The sequence below is a fragment of the Vibrio sp. 10N.222.52.B7 genome (assembly GCF_041474275.1).
In the GTDB taxonomy this organism is placed as follows: Bacteria; Pseudomonadota; Gammaproteobacteria; order Enterobacterales; family Vibrionaceae; genus Vibrio; species Vibrio crassostreae_C.
The window spans coordinates 41559-65247 of the sequence record NZ_JBFRTU010000037.1; the positions used below are offsets into that span (position 1 = coordinate 41559).

Annotated in this window: 15 protein-coding genes and 1 pseudogene; 7 read left to right on the top strand and 9 right to left on the bottom strand. The window is 45.1% G+C overall.

Annotated features, from left to right (window positions below):
• Positions 1 to 70: 70 nt before the first annotated feature.
• Complete coding sequence (locus AB4512_RS11870; RefSeq protein ID WP_017060146.1) at positions 71 to 850, bottom strand: class I SAM-dependent methyltransferase; 780 nt, start codon at positions 848 to 850, stop codon at positions 71 to 73.
• A 112-nt stretch (positions 851 to 962) separates the two neighbouring features.
• The gene (locus AB4512_RS11875; protein ID WP_372051201.1) at positions 963 to 4085 is read right to left on the bottom strand and encodes an EAL domain-containing protein; all 3123 of its coding nucleotides are present in this window, start codon (positions 4083 to 4085) and stop codon (positions 963 to 965) included.
• A 126-nt stretch (positions 4086 to 4211) separates the two neighbouring features.
• Here AB4512_RS11875 and asnC point away from each other — a divergent pair, with 126 nt between their 5' ends.
• Complete coding sequence (asnC, locus tag AB4512_RS11880; RefSeq protein ID WP_008218581.1) at positions 4212 to 4676, top strand: transcriptional regulator AsnC; 465 nt, start codon at positions 4212 to 4214, stop codon at positions 4674 to 4676.
• Positions 4677 to 4767: 91 nt separating this feature from the next.
• Here asnC and prlC read toward each other — a convergent pair whose 3' ends face one another.
• Entirely contained in the window at positions 4768 to 6810 is a 2043-nt protein-coding gene (gene prlC, locus AB4512_RS11885; RefSeq protein ID WP_017060144.1) for an oligopeptidase A, read from the bottom strand.
• Between the two features lie 279 nt (positions 6811 to 7089).
• Between prlC and AB4512_RS11890 the strand changes: the two genes are divergently transcribed.
• From AB4512_RS11890 to AB4512_RS11915, 6 genes and pseudogenes are all read left to right on the top strand, one after another.
• Positions 7090 to 7929 (top strand): 23S rRNA (adenine(2030)-N(6))-methyltransferase RlmJ, encoded by an 840-nt coding sequence (locus AB4512_RS11890; protein ID WP_017060143.1) that lies wholly within the window; start codon positions 7090 to 7092, stop codon positions 7927 to 7929.
• Positions 7930 to 8117: 188 nt separating this feature from the next.
• Complete coding sequence (gene gorA / locus AB4512_RS11895) at positions 8118 to 9473, top strand: glutathione-disulfide reductase (RefSeq protein ID WP_372174943.1); 1356 nt, start codon at positions 8118 to 8120, stop codon at positions 9471 to 9473.
• 183 nt (positions 9474 to 9656) lie between these two features.
• Entirely contained in the window at positions 9657 to 10973 is a 1317-nt protein-coding gene (locus AB4512_RS11900) for a serine/threonine-protein kinase (protein WP_372174944.1), read from the top strand.
• Between the two features lie 2 nt (positions 10974 to 10975).
• The gene (locus tag AB4512_RS11905) at positions 10976 to 11569 is read left to right on the top strand and encodes an ECF-type sigma factor (RefSeq protein ID WP_017060140.1); all 594 of its coding nucleotides are present in this window, start codon (positions 10976 to 10978) and stop codon (positions 11567 to 11569) included.
• Positions 11570 to 11688: 119 nt separating this feature from the next.
• Complete coding sequence (locus AB4512_RS11910; protein WP_017060139.1) at positions 11689 to 14484, top strand: hypothetical protein; 2796 nt, start codon at positions 11689 to 11691, stop codon at positions 14482 to 14484.
• Between the two features lie 132 nt (positions 14485 to 14616).
• Positions 14617 to 14877, top strand: a pseudogene (locus tag AB4512_RS11915) (DUF6482 family protein); the annotation flags it as partial.
• A 92-nt stretch (positions 14878 to 14969) separates the two neighbouring features.
• Here AB4512_RS11915 and AB4512_RS11920 read toward each other — a convergent pair.
• The 6 genes from AB4512_RS11920 to AB4512_RS11945 form a co-directional block, all read right to left on the bottom strand.
• Positions 14970 to 16211 carry an NADH:ubiquinone reductase (Na(+)-transporting) subunit B gene (locus AB4512_RS11920; RefSeq protein ID WP_372058882.1) on the bottom strand — a complete coding sequence of 414 codons (1242 nt, stop codon included), beginning with the start codon at positions 16209 to 16211 and terminating at the stop codon, positions 14970 to 14972.
• 198 nt (positions 16212 to 16409) lie between these two features.
• A complete protein-coding gene (locus AB4512_RS11925; protein WP_029235875.1) occupies positions 16410 to 17372 on the bottom strand; it encodes an SPOR domain-containing protein in 963 nt (320 codons plus the stop codon).
• A gap of 187 nt (positions 17373 to 17559) precedes the next feature.
• Positions 17560 to 18498 (bottom strand): ABC transporter permease, encoded by a 939-nt coding sequence (locus AB4512_RS11930; protein ID WP_048607511.1) that lies wholly within the window; start codon positions 18496 to 18498, stop codon positions 17560 to 17562.
• Between the two features lie 2 nt (positions 18499 to 18500).
• Entirely contained in the window at positions 18501 to 19478 is a 978-nt protein-coding gene (locus tag AB4512_RS11935; RefSeq protein ID WP_017060134.1) for an ABC transporter permease, read from the bottom strand.
• Positions 19479 to 19656: 178 nt separating this feature from the next.
• Positions 19657 to 21210 (bottom strand): ABC transporter substrate-binding protein, encoded by a 1554-nt coding sequence (locus AB4512_RS11940; protein WP_017060133.1) that lies wholly within the window; start codon positions 21208 to 21210, stop codon positions 19657 to 19659.
• 94 nt (positions 21211 to 21304) lie between these two features.
• Complete coding sequence (locus tag AB4512_RS11945) at positions 21305 to 23032, bottom strand: ABC transporter ATP-binding protein (RefSeq protein ID WP_017060132.1); 1728 nt, start codon at positions 23030 to 23032, stop codon at positions 21305 to 21307.
• Between the last annotated feature and the right edge of the window lie 657 nt (positions 23033 to 23689).

A 23689-nucleotide genomic window follows, 5' to 3' on the forward strand; every position in this document is an offset into this window, starting at 1 on the left:
TTAAATGGCAATTTATCGTATTTATGACGGGAAATTTTCTTAGCGTGTATCTAAGTTATTGATGCTTCAATTAAGTCATTGATGCTTTCACATAGACGTCAAAACGGTTCTTTTTGGTTTCGATCGCCATGCTCGGTTTTTGCTCGTCTAACCAAGCTGCGTAATCCGGTCTTTTAACCACAACTCGCTTCGATGCCAACTTCATCGCTGGCTCAAATAGGCCATCAGCATCCAGATCGGCACCCACCAAAGATTGGAATACGCGCATCTCTTTTTTGACCAGAGCCGATTTCTTTTTGTTCTCTGGGTGTGGGTACATTGGGTCGAGGTACACCACGTCTGGCTGTTCGAAGTCAGGATCGTTGCTGAGCTTATCCAACGCATCGTGACTGGATGCGTGAATCAGCTTCATACGCTCACTTACCCAACCACCGATGTCTGGGTCTTGTTGCGCTCGCTGCAAGCCATCATCAAGCAGTGCAGCCACAACTGGATGACGCTCGACCATTTGCACCTTACAACCTAGAGAAGCCAACACAAACGCATCGCGCCCTAAGCCTGCAGTACCATCAAGAATAGTTGGCGTTGCGCCTTTGTTTAAACCAGCTGCTTTGGCAATCGCCTGACCTTTACCACCGCCAAACTTACGTCGGTGACCAACAGCGCCTCCCACTAAATCAACAAAGATAGCGCCAAGCTTAGGCTCATCGACTTTACGTAGCTCAAGTCGCTCACTAGTCAGTACCAAAGCAAAATCGCTGCTTTCATCATGAGATAAGTTCCAGCGGGTCGCTAAGTCATTCAAATGATCGATTTGGGTAGCATCTTCGCAAATCAGTTGTAGTTGCAAGGTCGTCTCCAACAGACAGTAGTATTCAAAACAAAAGAGGCAACCAGTTTACCTGATTGCCTCAACAATACATATTAGCGGTGAAAAGTATTCTCAGCTAAAGTCGGCTTACCTAAACCAATGGCTCTGTCTCTCGCTCTTGTCTTAACTCTTCAACAAGCTCTGCGAGTGGCTTAGGTCGCCCTATGATGTAGCCCTGCGCGTAGTTCACACCCAGTTCGATAAGCTTGTCGATAATCTGGGTATTTTCAACGAACTCAGCCACGGTGTGCTTGCCCATCTGCTTGGCAAGATCATTGATCGAGCGAACCATCACATGGTCCATCTCATTCACATCAATATCACGTACAAACAAGCCATCGATCTTCACAATATCGACAGGCAGCTTTTTCAGATAGCCAAATGACGATAGCCCTGAGCCAAAATCATCCAATGCAATCATGCAGCCAAGCTCTTTGATTCGAGTGAAGAACTTGATCGCCTGCTTCATGTTACTCATGGCCGCTGTTTCGGTGATCTCTAAACAAATCTTATGACACGGTATCGATGAATCGCTCAGGCTATCTATCAAAAATTCGACAAACTCACGGTTACCCATCGAGTGACCGGAAAGATTGATTGAACACATCCCCAGTTCCTCAATAACCTCAGGGCGTTGCTCCAACCAACCCAAGGTTTGACTGACGACTTGGCGGTCAATCAAATGCGCGATGTTATAACGCTCTGAGGCTGGCATGAAGATCCCCGGGGAGATGTATTCCCCTTGGATGTTCTTGATGCGGACCAAGATTTCAAAGTGCATTTTATCGCTGTCTTCATCTAGGCCAAGAATTCGCTGCGCAAACAACTCTAAGCGATCGTTAGCCAAGGCCTCATGCACTAGGTTAACGCACTCCATCTCAAGATGGCGACGACGCAGGTCTTCATCATCTTGATGGTAAAGATGATAGCGATTGCGACCTTCTTCTTTAGCGGCATGACAAGCTGCATCCGCCTGAGCGTGCACCATCTGTGGTGAAGCTGCTGTATGGTCGATCAATCGAATACCGATAGAGCACGTCAGGTTGAGTCGAATATCATCCCACAAGAATGGATTCTCACTCATCATCGAGATAATACTGCGACACACATTCACCGCATCTCGTTCAGTACAGTCTTTCATCAGCACAGCAAACTCATCACCACCCATTCGCGCTAACACCGCATTGTAAGGCAGTACGTCTTCTAGCAGTTTGGCGCTAAACAAGATCGCAGCATCACCCGCTTCATGTCCTGCGGTATCGTTCAGCACTTTCAGCTGATCCAAATCTAGGAACAACATTGCGTGAGTTCGCATGTGGCTCTCAACCTCTTTCAGCGCCTTTTGCAGCTCTTGCTCAAAGTGGTTGCGGTTAAAGGTGTCAGTCAGTAGGTCATAGCGAGCCTGATACTCTAGCTTTTCAGAAAGCTCGTGCGTTTCGGTGATGTCTTCACCCACAATCAACAGCTGATCAGACTCCACCAACGGGCGGATATTTTCACGAATCCAGCTCTTGCTGCCGTCGGCATGGCGATATTCGATATCACGACGCCACACACCACGAATCTTATGCTGAGGTTGCAGCAAGATATGACGAGGAATCATCGCGTTCTCATCAACATAGAATTCTCTAGGGCGATGGCCCAACAACTGATCGAGAGGGTATCCCAAAAGCTCTTCGGCAAACTGGTTCACTTGTTGAATGCGATTATTGCCATCGAGCGTAATCATCATCACCGGCTGTTTGTCGTAATACAGCTTCAAGTTTGCTTCACGTTGGAACAGCTTATTCTCAGCAAGCTTACGTGAGGTCACGTCGCGCGCCTCAAAGAGAAACTGAATGTCTTCGTCTTCACTGCCCGGCATCGGCTTCAATGAAATATCCAACACCATCGCACCGCGATCTCGACACCACACCTCGGCTTCAAATCGTAAGGCTGGGTGCTCACTTTTTGCGATGAAATATTCGGCTAGCACTTCTCGCGCAGAACTTTCCCAATGTTGGTGTTGTTGCAGCGGCGTTCCCAGTTTATAGCCTTGATTATAAAGCAGCTCATGTAACTTGCTGTTACTCGACAGCAGCACGCCACCCTTATCAATGATGCCCATAAATTGCAGGCTCTGATCAAATATCGACTCCAACAGTCGTTGGCTTTGGCGACTTGCACGTTCGCTCTTCTTCAGACGGTTAAGGTAATACACCAACACCGCGATAACACACGACATGCTCAAGAACATTAAACCGATGGTGCGAATTTCATCGCGATAGCGCATTAAGAATGACTTCGGCTTATTGAGGAAGGTTACTGAGGCTTCATTCTCTGCACCCAAATCCCAACGTGAGATCTGTTGGTAATCGAGTTTGATTTCTGGCGCGCCAGCAACCACCAATGGCAATGGAGCCTTAGGATTGTTCAGCACGCTCAACAGCACGCGCCCCGTGTCTCGACCTTGCGTTTCTCCACTGTGGATCACGCCACCAATCGCACCAAACCCAAGTCCTAAATCATGCACAATATACAATGGCATCTGAGTTTTTTTGTTGAGCTGACGCCAGTCTTCTTTGCTGCTGACCCGACCATTGATGTCGCGGTAGTAGGCCCAGAACAACAAGCTTTTAGTTAGATCAGCGCGTTGCGCGAACGTCATCAGTTCTTGATAAGAATCAGGCGTATATTGCTCCACCATCCCAGAAAACTCAGGGCGTTTTTGTAGAAATAAATCCACTTGAGCGCGAATCGCTTCACCCGTTACCGAGTGATCGGTAACCACGTAAACTTTTTTAACCGTCGATTGAAGTCGATTGATCAGCTCAATATTGCTCGCCATATCAATATCTTCAGTGATACCGGTTGCGTGCAAGCCTTCAATCATTTGCGGAGAAAAATTGTTGATGCCACCAAAAATAACGGGCGTGCCATTGAGTTCGGGCGCTAAGCGTTTCATCAGATTGAGGGCGTTATTATCACTGACGACTACAGCGGCAAACTCTTCATGCGACAGCTTAGTGCGGTATAGCTGATAAATTCGCTCTAAGTATTCAGCGTTTTGAGTTCGCTTGGTATCGAGATAAACAACCCGGTAAGATAACCCATCGCGATCGAGCTCATCAGATAGTCCTTTATGGAAATCATCTGTCCAGAAAAAGCCTTGATGATAAGAGTGAATAACCAACACATCTTTTGCCTGAGCTGAAGCAAAAACACTCCAACACATCACAATAAAAAATAACGAAAATCGCACTGAATTCACCCTAACCCTATAGTTACTGCTAATATTATCACCCTTGGCTATGATGTGTACTCAAGCCGGTATGTTTTTCATTCAACCTAAGGATTATGCATGTCCACAACCACAGCTCGTCTAGATGATCTAGACCGTGCCATTCTCAAAACCTTGATGGAAGATGCACGAACTCCTTACGCTGAAATGGCAAAGCAGTTCGATGTCAGCCCTGCGACGATTCACGTTCGCATCGAAAAGATGAGATCGGCAGACATTATCGAGCGAACGGAAGTTGTGGTAAACACCAAAAAACTGGGTTACGACGTGTGTTGCTTTATTGGCATCAACCTTAATGCTGCCAAAGATTACCACTCGGCGATCGCTAAGCTGAATGCCTTAGACGAAGTGGTTGAGGCGTACTACACCACTGGTGCTTACAATATCTTTGTAAAGCTGATGTGTAAGTCGATAGAAGAGCTGCAGTTTGTATTGATCGATAAGCTGCAAGCGATCGATGAAGTTCAGTCGACAGAGACACTGATTTCATTGCAGAACCCTATCAACCGCAATGTGAATCCATAACATTGATTCGCCTTGCTTGGCATAACGCACAGACAAAAAAAGAGCCTCTAACTAGAGGCTCTTTTCGCAATAAACTAGATAGTTACCGTGATTATGCGTTGATTCCCGCGTGGCGCAGCATTGCGTCGATTTGTGGCTCACGACCACGGAAGCGTTTGAACAGCTCCATTGGCTCTTCACTGCCACCCATTTCAAGGATGTTGTTCAGGAAGCGATTACCCGTTTCAGTGTTGAAGATACCCTCTTCTTCAAATGCTGAGAACGCATCTGCCGATAGCACTTCTGCCCACAGGTAGCTGTAGTAGCCCGCGCTGTAACCACCAGCAAAGATATGACCAAAGCTGTGTGAGAAACGGTTCCAATCTAGGCTTGGCAGTACCGACACCTTAGACTTAACATCCGCTAGCGTTTCTAGTACGCGAGCACCCACTTCAGGGTCGTATTCTGTGTGTAGCGTGAAATCGAACAAACCAAGCTCTAGCTGACGCAGGATAAACATCGCAGATTGGAAGTTCTTCGCCGCTAGCATCTTCTCTAGCATCTCTTTTGGTAGCGCTTCACCCGTTTCGAAGTGACCAGAGATGAACGACAGCGCTTCTTCTTCCCAACACCAGTTTTCTAGGAACTGACTTGGTAATTCAACCGCATCCCAAGGCACGCCATTGATACCCGCAACTGCGCCCGCTTCTACTTGCGTCAGCATGTGGTGGATACCGTGACCGAATTCGTGGAACAAGGTCACCACTTCATCGTGAGTAAACAGTGCTGGCTTATCACCAACTGGCTTATTGAAGTTACACGTTAGGTAAGCAACCGGGGTCTGTAGCTCGCCAGATTCGGTAATGCGACGACCACGACAGTCATCCATCCAAGCGCCACCACGTTTGTGTTCACGTGCGTATAGATCTAGGTAGAAGCTACCACGCAGTGTTCCAGTCGCATCAAAGATATCAAAGAAGCGCACTGACTCATGCCAAGTGTCTACGCCTTGACGCTCTGTTACCGACATACCAAACACGCGGTTCAGTACCTCAAACAGACCTGAAACCACATTAGATTCTGGGAAGTAAGGACGAAGCTCTTCATCAGAGATCTCGAACAGTTTCTGTTTTTGTTTCTCACTGTAGTAAGCGATGTCCCACAGGTTTAGCTCAGAGACACCAAATTCTTTCTCAGCAAACTGGCGTAGCTCTTCAACTTCTCGCTCACCTTGCGGTTTGGCTTTTACTGCTAGGTCGTTTAGGAAGCCAAGCACTTGGTCTGGCGTTTCTGCCATCTTAGTCGACAGTGATTTTTCGCTGTAAGTACTGAAACCAAGCATGCGCGCGATCTCGTGGCGCAGCTTAAGTTGCTCGGTGATGATCTCAGTGTTGTCCCACTTACCTGCGTTTGGACCGCGATCTGAAGCGCGCGTTACGTACGCTTCATAAAGCTCTTTACGCAGTTCTTGGTTATCACAGTAGGTCATCACAGGTAGGTATGATGGGATATCTAAAGTCAGTAGGTAGCCTTCTTGCTCTTTAGACTCAGCCGCCGCTTGAGCTGCCGCCAGTGCTGATTCAGGCATACCTGCCAGCTCAGCTACGTCTGTGATCTGCTTGCTCCAACCCATGGTTGCATCAAGCACGTTATTTGAGAATTGAGAGCCTAACTCAGACTGGCGCTTGCTGATCTCGCCGTAACGATGCTGTTCATCTGCAGGTAAGCCAATGCCCGACAATTCAAAGTCGCGCAGTGCGTCGGTAATAGTTTTTTGTTGAGCTCGGTTCAGTGCAGAGAATGCTTCACTCGCCTTGACCGCTTTATACGCTTCGAACAAGCCTTTGTGTTGGCCAACCCAAGTGCCGTATTCAGATAGCACAGGTAAGCAGCTCTCATACGCTTCACGCAGTTCGTCACTGTTCACGACAGAGTTCATATGGCTTACAGGTGACCAAATGCGACCTAAACGATCATCCACTTCTTCAATTGGAGCAACTAGGTTGTCCCAGCTTGGTGAAGTATTACCTTCAAGTACTTGTTCTATCTTGTTGCGACACGCTTCAATCACTTGCTCAACTGCAGGCTTTACGTGCTCTGGCTTGATCTGTGAAAACGGAGGTAAGTCCGTGAAGGTTAATAGCGGATTAGACATATAAACATTCCTTTGGCTTTAGAGACTTTCGTCTTTTTTGTAATGAGGTCGTCTTACAGTCATCAGGCTAAAGTTCGCCCTAAAAAATCACCTGCGAATAGTTATTAAATAGTGCCCATAAAGGCAAATTTCAATAGTAGAACCAATAACTAACTGCAGATAGCTGACGACTGTCCCTGAATTGTTCGAGAATTTATGGTCCATTGAGGGTTATAATAGTCTGATTAACCCCACCTACACTAACCACACTCTAATTCGAGAGTGTTACGAGAGTTTAATTTGTTAAGTTATCGCCACAGCTTCCACGCAGGTAACCATGCCGACGTAGTAAAGCATATCGTACAGAGCCTTATTCTTAATTCTTTGAAACAAAAGGATAAGCCTTTTGTTTATCATGACACTCACTCTGGTGTAGGTCGTTACGACTTAACGCATGAATGGTCTGAAAAAACCGGTGAATACAAGCAAGGTATTGCTCGTGTGTGGGAGCAAACAGACCTTCCTGAAGACATTCAAAGCTACCTTGAGTCTATTTCCATTCTCAATAATGGCGAGAAACTGCGTTACTACCCGGGTTCTCCACGTGTTGCACGTGCACACCTGCGTGACCAAGACCGCATGGTACTGACTGAGCTTCACCCAGCCGATCACCCGCTGCTTGAGCAAGAGTTCCACCGTGATCGTCAGGTATCTATCTACAAAGAAGATGGTTTTAAGCGCTTAAAGGGCAGCCTGCCACCAAAAGAACGTCGTGGTTTAGTACTGATCGACCCGCCTTACGAGCTGGCAAAAGAGTACCGTGATGTCGTGACTGCAATCGCTCAAAGCCACAAGCGCTGGGCAACCGGTATCTACGCAATTTGGTACCCGGTAGTAAATCGCTGTGATATCGAAGATATGATCGAAGGTCTCGAAGGCTTAGGCATCAACAAGATTCTACAAATCGAACTTGGCGTATCACCAGACACCAACGAGCGTGGCATGACGGCATCAGGCATGATCGTGATTAACCCGCCTTGGAAGCTAGAAAGCCAAATGAAAGAGATTCTTCCATTCTTGAAGGAAGCAATTGCGCCAGCGACCGGTCACTTCAAAGTAGAGTGGATCGTACCCGAGTAATCTCGAACTTAACGTCATGCTCTGACAAATATTAAGCAGATTGTGACGTACACGAATAAATTTTAAACAGGGAGATTGAGTTCAACCGATCTGCCCTCAATATAATAATTAGACAATTTAAGAATCTATAGGACGTAGGTGTTCAGTGCGCTCACTGTACCCACAGCCTTCAATAAATGGAGAAAGTAATGGCGACTCATTTTGATTACATCTGTATCGGCGGCGGTTCAGGCGGCATCGCATCAGCAAACCGCGCAGCAATGCACGGTGCAAAGGTTGCACTTATCGAAGCTCAAGACCTTGGTGGTACTTGTGTAAACGTTGGTTGTGTTCCTAAAAAGGTAATGTGGCACGGCGCTCAAGTTGCTGAAGCGATCAACCTATACTCTGAAGATTACGGCTTCGACGTTGAAGTAAAAAGCTTTAACTGGAGCAAGCTGATTGAAAACCGCCAAGCGTACATTGGTCGTATCCACCAATCTTACGACCGCGTACTAGGTAACAACAAAGTAAACGTAATCAAAGGCTTTGCTAAGTTCGTTGATGAAAAGACAGTTGAAGTGAACGGTGAACACTACACAGCAGATCACATCCTGATCGCGGTAGGTGGTCGTCCAACAATTCCAAACATCCCAGGTGCAGAATACGGCATCGACTCAAATGGCTTCTTCGACCTAATGGAGCAACCAAAACGCGTTGCGGTTATCGGTGCTGGCTACATCGCAGTTGAGATCGCAGGTGTACTAAGCGCACTAGGCACAGAAACACACTTGTTCTGTCGTAAAGAATCTCCACTACGTAGCTTCGATCCAATGATCATCGAAACGCTAGTAGAAGTAATGGAAGCAGAAGGTCCAACACTTCACACGCACTCAGTGCCTAAAGAAGTTGTGAAAGAAGCGGATGGCACACTGACTCTACACCTAGAGAACGGCAACACTCAAAACGTTGACCACCTAATCTGGGCGATCGGTCGCCACCCAGCAACTGACGCTATCAACCTAGCATCAACTGGCGTTGCAACTAACGACCGTGGCTACATCAAAGTAGACGAGTTCCAAGCAACTAATGTTCCTGGCATCTACTGTGTTGGCGACATCATGGAAGGCGGTATCGAGCTAACTCCTGTTGCTGTTAAAGCAGGTCGTCAGCTTTCTGAACGTCTATTCAACGGTCAAACCAACGCAAAAATGGACTACAAGCTAGTGCCTACTGTTGTATTCAGCCACCCACCTATCGGCACGATCGGTCTTACGACCCAAGAAGCTGAAGAGAAGTACGGCAAAGACAACATCAAGGTTTACACATCGGGCTTCACTGCGATGTACACAGCAGTAACCAAGCACCGTCAACCTTGTAAGATGAAGCTAGTATGTACTGGCGAAGAAGAGACTGTCGTTGGCCTACACGGCATCGGCTTCACGGTTGATGAAATGATTCAAGGCTTCGGCGTTGCAATGAAGATGGGCGCAACCAAAGCAGACTTCGACTCTGTTGTGGCAATTCACCCAACGGGCAGCGAAGAGTTTGTTACCATGCGTTAATCGCAGATCATAAGATTAAAGATAGAAGCAGGCTTAGGCCTGCTTTTTATTAACCAGCTTGAACAAAAAAAGAACGCACAAAGCACTGATATATAAAAAATTATAAAAGATTGTCAAATCTCAGCAAAATCTATAGCTCGTACTTATAGAATCCCGTTCATAATAATTCTTGAACAAGCGACAATGTCAGTAGCCAACACCCATATAACCGATCTTTTTTATCAATTATTGGACCTATCTGAGGCAGAAAAAACAAAATATCTAAAAGAATTAAAAGCACACCAAGTCGATCTATATGACAAGATTTATCCCTTTATCTGCACCTCAGAGCTAGAGCCTATTACACATATATTTGGTGTAGGCGCCCTCCAAGCTACAAACAAAAAAGCGACTTATTCTGATACATACATTGATAAGTACCACCTGTCTTACGAAATAGGTCGTGGAGGTATTGGTGTTGTCTATGCTGCTACTCGAGTGGATAAGACATTCCATCAAGATCTTGCCATAAAACTCATTCAACCCGCTTTATCTCACCTCATAGATAAAGAGTATCTGTTTCAAGAAGCACAAGCGCTTGCGACGTTGAATCACCCATATATAACCAAGGTGATCGATGGAGGGACACATGAAGGGTCTGTTTATATTGTAATGGAACACATAAAAGGTTGTACCCTTAGTGAATACCTTGCTACGTATGCATTAAACAAAACAAAGAAGCTCAATCTATTTTTAAAGATATGCGCTGCTATCTCACACGCACACAAACACCAAGTTCTGCATACCGATTTAAAGCCAGAAAATATATTAATCGATTGTGAAGGTCACCCGAAGATACTCGACTTTAATTTAATGAGAGGAATCAGTGACCAATTATCTGCTTTCCCAATCACAATCAATGCCTACAGTCATGACTACGCTAGTCCAGAGCAAATCAGCGGAAGCCCTCCCACAGTCCAATGCGATATTTACGCTCTAGGAAAGATCTTAAAATTCATGTTTCCTAAACTACCGATAAGTCAGGGGGATCTAAACTGCATAATTCAAAAAGCGACACGACGCCACGCCTTACTGCGCTATTCGAGCACCAATGAACTCTATAACGACATTACGCAGCTGATCGCTTGTCGTCCAATCTCCGCATATCAAGACCAACCATTTTATTCCGCTCTGAAGCTATGCCAACGCCGTCCAATTCAATGCGCCTTATCTACTGTGCTCATTTGGTGTGGTGTAGGTTTCTACACGCCTTTGATCAAAAAAAACCAACAACTTCAGATAGAAAAGCGCGCTTCAGAAAGAGTCACAAGGCAATTTGTCCGAACGCTTTCTCAAATAAAAGAGAGCCCTAAGTCGAAAGTATCGATCAATACAGTACTAAAACATACCCATAAAGCGGTTTTAGGCGATCCTGGTATACCAAAAAAAACAAAGATGAAACTGTTACGAATCATTGCCCCACAAACAACTAGGACAGAATCAACAAAAGGAAACTGCTAACCATGAGTAACCAACTGACTGATATAGAGTCGATCATCAGAGATTGGAAAGCGGGGCATAAATGGGCAGAACAGAAACTCTATCGCTTCGCTTACGCCCACCTCTACGATCTCGCTCAAAAAGAGAGAAAAAGGAGCACGACCAAGCATGAGCAAAAGTGTTGGGTCTCTTGGAATAGCATCAACAACACAACGGCGTTAGTTCACGATGCTTACCTAAAGCTCTCTTTTGCTGATACTCAATCAATAAAAGACACTCGTGATTTTCTGTTAATAGCAGCAAAAATCATGCGACAAATACTCATCGATAACGCTCGACGTCAACAAGCACAGAAACGCCAACTCCCCACAAAAGTTCCCCCTCAAGAAGAAAGGCATTTCGAGCAGCTAATTATTATGGATAAGGCTGTTGACCACTTTACTTTGAATTACCCAAGGCAATCACAAGCATTCAAACTGAAATACCTTATGGGGCTTCAAACTCAAGAAATTAGCCAGCTACTAACCTGTAGCGACAGCCTAATTGAAAAGGATTTAAAGTTTTCTCGCTGTTGGTTAACGAGGAAAATAAACACGCAGCACAACCCAATTTATTGAAAATAATTTACGGTATTTCACTCAAATTTCGTGTCTTGTGAAATCCATTCTACAAAGGTAAAAACGCCACAGATCTTAATTAACCTAAAAATAATTACTCTTCAGAGTAAGGATAAAAAATGAAAAAGGTAACGTTATTAGCGGCTGCGGTGGCACTAGGCTTAACAGGTTGTGGGAGTGATAGCCCCCATACGAGTAATACCCCTGGCAATGATGGTACTCCTCCTGGCGGCAATTCAGGTGATAAATCGAGTAGTATTGTAGTAAAGGGGTTTGATGGCTACTTCCATAACGCCGTAGTGTTTGCTGATGTGGACGACAACGGGAAACTGAATCTAGACATCGATACTGTGTTCGGTCTAACAGACGAAAACGGTGAATTAACACTACCGAAAAATACAGAGGTCAAACACAGCCTAGGTTTACAAACACTCCGTCCTGGCGATGTAACTCCAGAGCTGGCTCAGAAACTGAGTACTCTTCCTGACAATACAAAATCACTGGATAAACTGTTAGATCTATATACAAGAGATATGGACCTTCCGGACCAACCTATGTCCAACGCTGTCGTACTGCGCACACCAAAGGTTGATGGCAGTGAAGGTGTCGTTATATCTCCAATTACCGATCTAGTCGCTATCGAGATGCGCAAAAATAACAGCACACTTGAAGCTGCCGTATCAGCAGTAAGTAGCAACCTTGGGGGCACAGAAGAAGCACCGATTGATCTTTTCTCTGACTTTGTCGAAGACTCTAAGAGCAACCTGCAGAGTGCTCGACTTCATAAAACTGCGCAGATCCTTACGGAGTCAAAAGCGAAAAACCCTTCAGAATACGAAAAACAAATTGAGATAATCACGGACACGGCTACTGAAAAATCAGAAGAAATCGTTACAGAAGACAATATGGGCGATGAGAACCTGGTAAACGACAGGCCAATCATTGATCCAACTGAGCCAGAGACCGCTATTCGCAACTTTAAGTTGTTAGTTAATCCATCAGCAGCATCAGCGATCCAGAAACAGATCCATACACTCAAAATTACCGAAACAGATACTGTTTTAGAAACAATTGAAGTACCAAACAATCTTTTTGAAGATAAGTATTCAGTAGACGGTGCTCTAACTCCGGTAAGGCCTAGCGTTAAAATTGATGGAGAAGGAGAGATCACTGCTGAGCTTGACGAAACTGGTACTACGTTAACACTATCAAGTTCAGGCTCATTGGAGAATCCGCAACGCAGTTACACAATTACGTTTGAAGCTGAAGACAAGGATACACAAGATGAAGATGCGAAAGTAACCAGTACACTGCGTACTACTTTTTCATTCAATGTTGATCTACTCAACACACCTCCAAGCGTTGTGGATGCGGAAGAAACACGAATCCAGACTGAAATTGTATCTACATGGAATCTAATCCAAGGTGCCCAGTTTACCGGAGAGATCCCAGTAGATACGTTGTTTGAAGATCGTGAAGATTCTCACCTAACATACACAACAAATATCGACAGTGCGGTTCCTGGTCTTAAATCTGAGTACGATTCAGTATCTGGCGTAATTCACATAACGGGTTACCCAACAAAGGTTAATAGCAACAAGGTAAACTTCACCATTCATGCTGATGATGGTCACACTTCCACCTTCTTAGCGTCTGCACCAGCGAACTTTACCGCGCCTCCTATTCAAGCTGGCAGCATCAGTATTAATGAAGAGTTAGAAGCAGATATACAAGCACAAATTACGACGCAATGGTCACTGACTGTTGGTAAAGACTTTGAAGAAGCTTTCAGCGTTGCAAATCTTTTTAGCTCAAAGGTTTCGGGCGATATTGAATACTACGCTCACTATGCTCCACATGATAATGAAACGCCAAGCAACCCGATTCCGGGAGTCTCAGTAAATGTTGATAGCTCGGGCTTAGTAACATTAAGTGGACGCCCAACATCAGAGACCAATAATGTTGTTCTGTATATCGCACAAGGGATCAACTTCTCTGGTGGTGAGGAGAACGATATTGAATCAGAAATGGTAACGTTTAGATTGCCTAACGTTCAGCCAGGAGATGTTACACCTCCCACAACATCTATCGAAGACCAATATTTGTATCAATCAGCACTAGAAAACTACAATGATGAAGGTACAGGCTTAGCTTGTGAGGTTCGATATTTCGATTCAGAAACACAAACGCTCTACGCATACACTCGTACTCAAGACAGCTTTACTTCTTGCCCTGAGATTAATACTTCGTCGTCTCCTGCTAACAACAATAATTTTGAGTCACTTGGTTCATACACTATTGATGCTAGTGGGGGGTATGTACTTAATATCAATGATGGTGATGAATCATTCACTATTCGCTATAGTGCTCAAAAGTACCAAGACTACTTTGTGTTCCAAAATACAGAAACTTTCGACTATTCAATTGACGACAAAGTAGAAAGTATGACTTTTGAGGAAATGCACCCTGCCTATACTACTCCACAACAGTTGAATGCCTTAATATCTCAACGCATTACTGATGGCGTTACTGATGACGTATGGGTTGAAGGTACTCTTCATTATATTGACCAAAATGGCAACATTAATGATATGGATGTTGACGCAGCTATGAATGATGTAGATGACAATTGCACTGATACTAACATGTGTGAGAGTGGTGTATCAGATGCAGACATTTACCTTAAAATGAGCTGTGAAGAAGTAAAAGCAAACTACACATTCGACGTGTACTCAATGTCGGGAACACCGTTTTCCTGGGAAGTGCAGTACTTTGATTCTGCGAAAAATAACAGCTGTGGTATCGATTTTACTTCTATCACTCCAATCACGAGCGGTATTAGAACCATTCATGGTGAAGTGAAAGAAGAAAAACTTGGTAAATTTGCAGACATCCTGTTTAGTTTCGCAAGATAAAGTTGAATTAGTTCAACATATAATTTAACTAACATTAAGCCTTGTCGCTCTCGACAAGGCTTTTTTATGCGTACGATCTGAACCTTCAGCGGAAATTCCGCGTACGAAAAACAAACCAACACTAAAAGAGCGGAGCTCATTATGAATCTACTAATTGAATCATTTGAAGGCGGGATCTACTTGGCTTACCAAGTTATTGGCGAGCAAAAGCAATTAATTAAAGATGACCACCAGCATCCTATGAAGTTTTTGAGTGTTAACCAAGCACGCGATCACTTTAGCGACCAAGGTGTCGCATCAGCTATGCTGGTTCATAACAGCGCCTACGACGAAATGTGTGGTGAACACTGTGGTAGCACACAACCTTTCGAGATTGATTTGAAGTGGAGTTAAATCAACCTCAAATCAATCGCGATAAAAATTGAAAGGCTTGCATCAATGCAAGCCTTTCTTATGGGATTGACTTTCCCTTTTAACCACTTAGATTAGCGCGATGTCCGTTTAAGTCTTCGTTTAATGTTCTGCTCTTTCACTACAAAGTCGAACAGCGGAGCGAACAGGTTGGCGAACAAGATAGCCAGCATAATGCCCTCTGGATAAGCAGGATTGAGCACTCGGATACCGACCGTCATAACACCAATCAAGATCCCGTAAGCCCACTTACTCTGATTGGTAAACGCGGCAGATACAGGGTCTGTTGCCATGAAGAAGGTACCAAACGCTACACCACCCAACACAAAGTGCCAGTAGAACGGCATCGAAAACATCGTGTTGGTTTCTGACCCTATCCAATTCATCAAGCTAGATGTCACAACGAGACCAATAATCACACCGGCGACAATGCGCCAAGAAGCTATCTTCATCGCTATCAGAATCAACCCCGTCAGCATGATAAGCAGTGACGACACCTCACCCATCGAACCTGGAATATTACCGATAAAGGCATCCATCCAAGTGATCGCCTCGCCAGTCATGTTATTGATCAGTGACGTGCTGCCGCCTTCATACCATTGACTCAGTGGTGTCGCGCCTGAATAGCCGTCAGCGGCAACCCACACAAGCCCACCCGACATGTTGGCTGGATAGGCGAAATAGAGAAACGCGCGGCCTGCAAGGGCTGGGTTCAAGAAGTTTCGTCCTGTACCACCGAACAGCTCTTTGGCGACAACGATACCAAAGGTGATACCTAAAGCGGCTTGCCAAAGCGGGATGGTTGGCGGGAGGATGAGTGCAAACAGCACAGAGCTAACAAAAAAGCCTTCATTAACTTCGTGCTTACGTACAACGGCAAACAACACCTCCCAAAAACCACCGACCACAAACACCGTGGCATAAACGGGTAGAAAATAGAGTGCACCAAGCAACATCTGACTTGCCCAGCCACTTGCCATCAATGACTGCGCATCACCAAATGCCCACGACAGACGCCAGCTACTCTCGATAACCGAGGCAAGTTCATTTAATTGATAACTGGAGGTTAGTGCGAGGACGCTTTGGTGTCCGACGTTATACATCCCCCAGAACATTGCCGGGAAGGTCGCCAACCACACCAGAATCATGATGCGCTTTAGGTCAATGCTGTCACGAACATGGGTTATGCCGCGATTTACGTTGCCGGGTGTATAAAATATTGTCGCGAAAGCCTCATACACTGGGTAGAGCTTTTCGTACTTCCCTCCGGCTTCAAAGCGTGGAGCCACGTCTTCTAATCGTTTTTTTAAACTCATAATCTCAATCACCTTATTGCTTGAGTTATGGTTTTCTACGCATCAGCCGCGCTATTTGAACAATTTTTAACGATTTTTAATCAAATTCGTCTTGAAGAACGAGTGTCTAAAAGTCGAACCGATGTCGAAAAAGAGAGGCGTATAAACAACAAAGCCCCAGCAATGGCTGAGGCTTATTTGGTTTGGTAACGGTCGTCGTTACTTAACGCACATCACATTAAGCAATGAAGAACCTTTCAACTGGTTGACGTTACCGTTGGTAAACAGACCTTTCTTATCTGCGCCCCAATAAGGGAGATGCATTGGCCAGTTCTGTTTTTCCATAACCTTTGAGCTCAAGATGCTTTGCCATTGCTTCTCACTCATCAGCTTCATGTTGACCTGATTACACACCAATTCAGCGCTATCGTAATCTAGGCGGCTCCAAGGCTTACCTTGCTCCATGTAGAACTGTTGTTGATGATCTAGAAGGTAAGGAATAGCATATTGGCTACCCGCAATGTCTGCTTTCACGCGAATCTCGATCTCTAGATCATTGTCTGAACTCGCGTTACCGCTTGGTAGCGTCTGAATTGCTGCAGCGCTCGCTACCGCCGCCACTTGCTTAGTAGCCACAGGTTTCGGTGCAGGCTTAGCTTCTACTTTTGCAGGAGCCTTGTGCGTCACCGCTTTTGGCTCTGCTGGTTTTGCCACAATAGGCTGTGATGAGGTTTTCGACTTATCGACCATACGAATAAAGGCTTCACCGTAACCAGAAACCTTACGCACCTGAGCTAGGTCTTTTCTCGCATCAGAGAAGGTAGAATAAGGTCCGATTAAGCAACGGTAGTCTCCGCCTTCCGGCTTCATCCAAACGTTGGTCGAGATCTTCTCATACAGAGGCTTTGCTCGGCTCAGTGACAAAGGCTTGTTCAGCAGGCCACATTGAACCCAAAACAGTTCGTTATCTGAATGACGTTTTGGTGCTTTACTGCCCCACACGCCCTTACCGATCGGACATGATTGCTCTAGCTGTGGTAATTGGTTGGTGCTTGCCTGAGTTGCATCACATAGAACCGACTCTGCATTCACTTGGCTCGATACCAAAAGAGATGCAGCGATAAGTCCCATACGATAATTTCTCGTCACAGCACGACATACAGCATTCATTGTCAATTTCATAACCACCACTTAAACCCTTGCGGGCTAATTATTACCGAATCTATGTCGATAAAACATGAATTCCATTTTAACTATTATTGACACTGTCAATAATACTAAGTTCCAGATCCATTAAGCAAAAAAAGAGCCGTAATTGCTTACGGCTCTTAATTTAGTGACTTTTTTTACTAAAAATCAAACCGGGCTATCACCCTTTATAAATTTTCGGGTTAAACACGTCACGTAACCAGTCGCCTAATAGGTTAATAACGAGAACCAATGTTACCAAAAGCACACCTGGGAATGCTGTGATCCACCATGCTCCTGAGAAAATGTAGTTAAAACCAGTACTGATCAGGGCACCGAGTGATGGTTGGTCTACCGGAAGACCTAAACCTAGGAAAGAAAGTGCCGCTTCTGACATGATGGCATTTGCCACCTGTACCGTAGAGATAACCAAAATCGGTGATAAACAGTTAGGCAGAATATGGCGGAACATGATGCGAGGCGCTCTAAAGCCCATCACACGTGCCGCTTCTACGTACTCTTTCTTCTTCTCTGCCAATACCGATGCACGAATCGTACGAGCATACTGCGGCCATTCAGCAATACCGATGATCACCACCAGCATAACAACCGCATATTGCGCGTAGAAGTCACTACCGAAACTCGCCTTAAAGATGGCCGAGACAATGATCGCAACCATCATGGTTGAGAACGAAAGCTGAACATCGGCAAAACGCATCAAGAAGCTATCAATACGACCACCGAAGTAACCTGCAGACAGGCCAATGATGATACCGAGAGTCAGCTGAAGACCTACCGCTAGGAAACCGATCGTCAATGACAGACGCGAGCCGTAAAGCATCGTAGATAAGATATCACGACCCTGCTCATCAGTACCCAGTAGGAAGCGTTCTTCGCCGTCTTCCATCCAAGATGGTGGCAACTCAGAATCCATGATGTCGATAGACGTCACGTCATACGGGTCTGTTGGCGCTAGAATCGGTGCCGCTAATGCCATAACAAGGAAAGCTGCAAAGATAGCGAAGCTCACCATTGCCACTTTATCGCGTAAGAAGTAGTACAGAATGTCTGACTGCTTGAATCGCTCCCAACGAGATGGAGCTGTTGTTGTGTGTTCCATGATTATGCTCCTTTCCCTGTAATGTTCACTGTTGGGTTAATGATGCCGTAAAGCAGGTCAACAATGGTGTTCGTTACTACGAAGATCAGGCCAACGAAGATAACGTATGCGGTTATCAGTGGAGTATCCACTCGGTTAATCGCTTCAAGGAATAGGAAGCCGGTACCCGGCCACTGGAATACAGTTTCAGTCAGAATGGTGTATGCCACCATCGTACCGATTTGAACACCACCTACCGTTAGTACAGGTAGCATTGTGTTCTTCAAAGCGTGTTGGTAGTAAATCTTGTTCAGCGCTAGGCCTTTTGCTTTACCAAACTTGATGTATTCAGAGCTAAGAACCTCGAGCATTTCAGAACGTACTAGACGAATGAATAGCGGCAGCATGATAGATGCTAGAGCAATACTCGGCAGCACTAAGTGTGCAAGGCCATCGAGCGTTAAGAAACCAGACTCCCAGCCAAACCAGTTTGCGGTCTCACCACGTCCAAACGACGGCAGCCAACCTAACTCAATAGAGAATACATACATCAACATGATTGCGGTTAAGAAAACAGGCACAGAAATGCCGATACTACTGCCCGCCATCACCAGTTTAGTGAAGAAGCTTTTTGGGTGTATTGCAGAATAAACGCCAAGTGGAATCGACAGACAAACAATGATCAGAGAAGCGCCGAACACAAGCTCAAGCGTTGCGACTAGTTTATCTAAGATTACGTCCACAGCTGGGCGTTTAAAGAAATATGAAGTACCAAGATCACCTTGTAGAGCTGCGCCCACAAAGCGAGTGTATTTTGTAATGAAGGGATCATTTAAGCCGAGTTCATCACGCAGCGCTTGACGCTCCGATTCTGAAACAGATTGACCGACTAACTCACGCAACGGGTCGCCCAGGTTATCCTGAATGGCAAACGCCACCAAACTGATCACAAACATCACTATCAGTGCCTGAAACAGGCGCTTGACCAGAAACGTAACCATTCCTTGCCCCTTATCTATCCATGACTATCTAGTCGAAATCCGCGACTAGATAACAAAATTCAGTCTTAAAAAAGGTATTTAGCCAGACTGAAGGAAGACCAAATACCGAAACTTAAATCTATATCTTAATAATTTGAGAGCCTGAAAAGCTTCAGGCTCTCGATTCTAGCAAGCTAGATTATTTTACAACTAGGTCGCCGAAGTAAGGCATAACCATTGGGTTTACTACGTCTGCTGCACCAACGTTAGACTTCGCGCCCCACGCTTCACTTTGCCAGTGTAGCGGTACGAATGCTGCGTCGTTGTAAAGTGTTGCTTCAACGCCTTTCAGCATTTCAGCACGCTTAACTGGGTCAGTTTCAGTGTTAGAAGCTTCTACGATCGCATCCATTTCTGGGTTTGAGTAGCCAGAACAGTTGTATTGACCACGGCCAGTCTCTTCGTTACGAGTCATAGTTAGGAACTCGTTGAAGTTAGCTGAATCTTCTGTATCTGAGTGCCAGCCGATCATCATCATGTCTGCTGAACATAGGTCAAACTCAGGCCAGTACTGTGCTTTAGGCATAGTTTTAAGATCAACTTTGATACCAATCTTAGACAGCATTGCCGCAGACGCTTGCGCTACTTTCGCATCGTTCACGTAACGGTTGTTTGGAGCCATCATAGTTAGCGTAAAGCCATCTTCGTAGCCCGCTTCTTTCATCAGCTCTTTCGCTTTTTTCAGATCGTAACGAGGAACTAGGTCTTCGTTGTGACCCGCGTAGCCTGTTGGGCTTTGCTGACCAGCTGCTGTTGCGAAGCCTTTCATGATCTTCTTAACGATACCTTCGTTGTTGATTGCGTGAACAATCGCCTGACGAACGCGAACATCTTTAAGTGCTTCGTTGCTGTTTTGGTTCATTTGGAACGTGATGATACGAGTACCAGGTAGCGTCACTAGATCGATGTTCTTAGCGTTTTTAACACGCTTGTGATCGTTTGGTGCTACTGGGTGAATCATATCAACGTCGCCAGAAAGAAGTGCTGCAACACGTGTCGCGTCTTCTTTGATTGGCACAAGTGTTAGCTTGTCTACGTTGCCTTCAGTTTCTGTGTCCCAGTAATCGTTGAAACGCTCGAACGTTACTTTAACGCCTTGCTCACGCTGCGTTACGATAAATGGACCAGTACCTGAAACGTTAGTCGAAGCAAACGAGTTACCGTGCTTAACTAGCTCAGACTTGTCTTTACCTTCCGCTGTTTGGCCAGAGTAGAACTTGCTGTCCATTGGGAAGATGTAAGTTGCTGTTTGTAGTACTAGTGGGTAAGCCGCTTTTGATACTAGCTCAACTGTGTAGTCATCCACTTTTACCATTTTTTCGTATGGCGTGAAGATAGACTTAAAGTCTGGAGAAGCTTGTAGACGTTCAAAAGTCCACACAACATCATCAGCAGTCAGTTCGTTACCAGAGTGGAATTTCACACCTTTACGTAGGTTGAAGCGGAAAGTCGTTTCATCAACACGCTCCCAGCTAGATGCTAGGCGGCCTTCAAAATCCATCTCTTGAGTGAAACGTACTAGAGGGTCAAACACCATGTGAGACATTTGCAGTGTGCCACCAGACAGCTGCTCGTGCGGGTCAAGTGATACTGGGTCAGCTGCGTAGCCAACGGTAATATCTGCTGCTGCTGCACTAAAGCTTAGGCCAGCTGCCATTAAAGCTACTGCTAATTTGCTTTTCATGGTTTTCATTGCATAACTCCTTCATGCGGGAATCCAGATCCCTAGTTGTTGTATTTGCGTCTGTTTATTGTTGTTAGCAAGCTAAACTCCAGCCTGCTGATTTTTATACCGCGGCTTGTGCCACTGCTTTTTCTTCTCTTAAGCCTGTAAATTCAGGCATTAAAGAAATCAGTTGTTTGCTGTATTCATGCTGAGGTGATTGGAACAGCTGCTCCGTTGGCGCAACCTCCAATAATGTCCCCATCTGCATCACACCAACACGGTCACACATTTGGCGAATAACCGGTAGATCGTGACTGATGAACAGCATGGTTAGGTTTAGCTCGTCTTGTAAGTCTTTTAGTAGGTTAAGAATCTGAGCCTGTACCGACACGTCCAGTGCCGATGTTGGTTCATCACAAATCAAAAGACGTGGGCGAGTCGCCAAAGCGCGAGCGATAGAAATACGCTGACGTTGACCACCTGAGAATTCGTGTGGGTACTTCACCCCAGCCATTTTGCCTAAACCCACGTGCTCTAGCAGGTCGTTCACGATCTGACGAGTTTCATTTTCGTTGCGAGTAAGCTTATGGAATCGGATAGGTTCAGCAATGATGTCGAATATCTTCATTCGAGGGTTCATTGATGTGTAAGGGTTTTGGAAAACCATCTGCATTTGACGACGCATAGGGCGACGTTCTTTTTCAGATTTCAGACCAGTAAGATCAACGCCTTCAAACGTTACCTTGCCTGAGTTTGGTGCGTACAAGCCAGCAATCACACGAGCAATCGTTGATTTACCTGAACCTGATTCACCTACTAAACCAAACGTCTCACCTTCATGCACTTCAAAGCTCACGTTGTTTGATGCTTGAACGTACTCACGACGGCTCTCAAAGAAAGAATCTTTGGTAGTAAAGCGTAAGTTTACGTTCTCAACGTTCAACAGAGGGCCAGTGTAATCACGGTGATCTTGGCTTTGACCTAACCAGTGGTTCTTCACATCCAATGGTTCCATCTCTTGTGCTTCTTCGATGTAGCTAACAAGAGGGAAACGATCGAGTTTGCGATCCGAACGAGGAACCGCAGAGATAAGACTGTGTGTATATGGGTGCTCAGGAGTACCCAGAACTTTCGCTGTTGGGCCAAACTCAACTAAGTCACCACGATACATAACGGCTACGCGGTCGGTAACGTTAGATACCACGCCCATGTCGTGCGTGACCAACATGCAACCTACGTTCTTCTTAATACATAGGTCGCGAATCAAACCCAAGATCTGGTCTTGGATAGAAACATCCAGTGCTGTTGTTGGTTCATCTGCGATGATTAGGTCAGGTTCACCTGCCAATGCGATCGCGATAACCACACGCTGACGCATACCGCCAGAGAATTGGTGAGGGTACTGCTTTAAACGGTTTTCTGGTTGTGGGATACCCACTTGGTTCATCAAGTCTAATGAGCGCTGGTAGGCTTCTTGATCCGAAACCTTCATGTTGGCATGAATCGTCTCTTTTAACTGCTGTTCTACTGTGAATAGAGGGTTAAGAGAAGTCATTGGGTCTTGGAAGATAAAACCAATCTTTGAGCCGCGAACAGAACGCATCTGTTCAGGAGATAAACCAGAGACTTTTTCGCCATCCAGAAATACCTCGCCGCTAGCAATGCGGCCAGGAGGGCTCAGCAAATCGATCACAGCATTACCTACTGTTGATTTACCTGCACCAGACTCGCCTACAACACCAACAATCTCACCACGTTCAATGTTGAACGAAAGTGATTTAACTGCGGCGTGAACTCCATGGCGAGATGGGTATTCGATACGAAGATTTTTTACTTCTAAAAGTGACATTACCAGACCTCTACTGCTTTGGCAGCTTTCTGCCCTGTCTGCAAAATTGAATCCATTCTTACCAGAATATTGTTCTGATATTTTATACGGTTGACAATTTGGCAAATAATTCACAGAAAAGCAACAAAAATAGGATAAAAAGTCGACATTAAACGCTTAGCAAGCAAAAGTACCACATAACTATTCACCAAAAGAGCATATAGTAAGAAAAATCAACATTATATTATCGGCAAGAAATACTCACAAACTCCTTACCACTACTTACTTGTAGAGTTAAAGCCGTGCTTCAAAGCAGATCTCACTACCAGTCACTAAAAACAAATAATTATTCCAAAAAACAATTAACACTATAGAAACAAGCGCTAATTTTGTTAATTTGAACAAATAAAACAACCAGATAAACGTTAATTAGCCATACATTTAACCATCTGTATTATTTTGGTAAATACAAAACAGACAAACGAAAGGCCTAATAAATCAGAGGAGTTTTTGAACGACCAAATGCGTACAAAGCTGTCAAATTCAGGCCTTAGTGAGCAAATTTAGGGTCAGGTTTCACTTTTCATAAAAGTCTTTAGACCAAACCCATTAATATGTCGAATTATTGAGCACTCCATTTATATAAAATTAGATATCGATCAGCCCATTTAATAAAGC

Bases quoted from the DNA above. Each gene is read 5' to 3' on its own strand.
- AB4512_RS11935 (WP_017060134.1), bottom strand. From the start codon at position 19,478: ATGGTTACGTTTCTGGTCAAGCGCCTGTTTCAGGCACTGATAGTGATG.
- AB4512_RS11945 (WP_017060132.1), bottom strand. From the start codon at position 23,032: ATGTCACTTTTAGAAGTAAAAAATCTTCGTATCGAATACCCATCTCGC.
- AB4512_RS11920 (WP_372058882.1), bottom strand. From the start codon at position 16,211: ATGAGTTTAAAAAAACGATTAGAAGACGTGGCTCCACGCTTTGAAGCC.
- AB4512_RS11925 (WP_029235875.1), bottom strand. From the start codon at position 17,372: ATGAAATTGACAATGAATGCTGTATGTCGTGCTGTGACGAGAAATTAT.
- AB4512_RS11900 (WP_372174944.1), top strand. From the start codon at position 9,657: ATGTCAGTAGCCAACACCCATATAACCGATCTTTTTTATCAATTATTG.
- AB4512_RS11875 (WP_372051201.1), bottom strand. From the start codon at position 4,085: ATGTGTTGGAGTGTTTTTGCTTCAGCTCAGGCAAAAGATGTGTTGGTT.
- gorA (WP_372174943.1), top strand. From the start codon at position 8,118: ATGGCGACTCATTTTGATTACATCTGTATCGGCGGCGGTTCAGGCGGC.
- prlC (WP_017060144.1), bottom strand. From the start codon at position 6,810: ATGTCTAATCCGCTATTAACCTTCACGGACTTACCTCCGTTTTCACAG.
- AB4512_RS11910 (WP_017060139.1), top strand. From the start codon at position 11,689: ATGAAAAAGGTAACGTTATTAGCGGCTGCGGTGGCACTAGGCTTAACA.
- AB4512_RS11930 (WP_048607511.1), bottom strand. From the start codon at position 18,498: ATGGAACACACAACAACAGCTCCATCTCGTTGGGAGCGATTCAAGCAG.
- AB4512_RS11905 (WP_017060140.1), top strand. From the start codon at position 10,976: ATGAGTAACCAACTGACTGATATAGAGTCGATCATCAGAGATTGGAAA.
- asnC (WP_008218581.1), top strand. From the start codon at position 4,212: ATGTCCACAACCACAGCTCGTCTAGATGATCTAGACCGTGCCATTCTC.
- AB4512_RS11940 (WP_017060133.1), bottom strand. From the start codon at position 21,210: ATGAAAACCATGAAAAGCAAATTAGCAGTAGCTTTAATGGCAGCTGGC.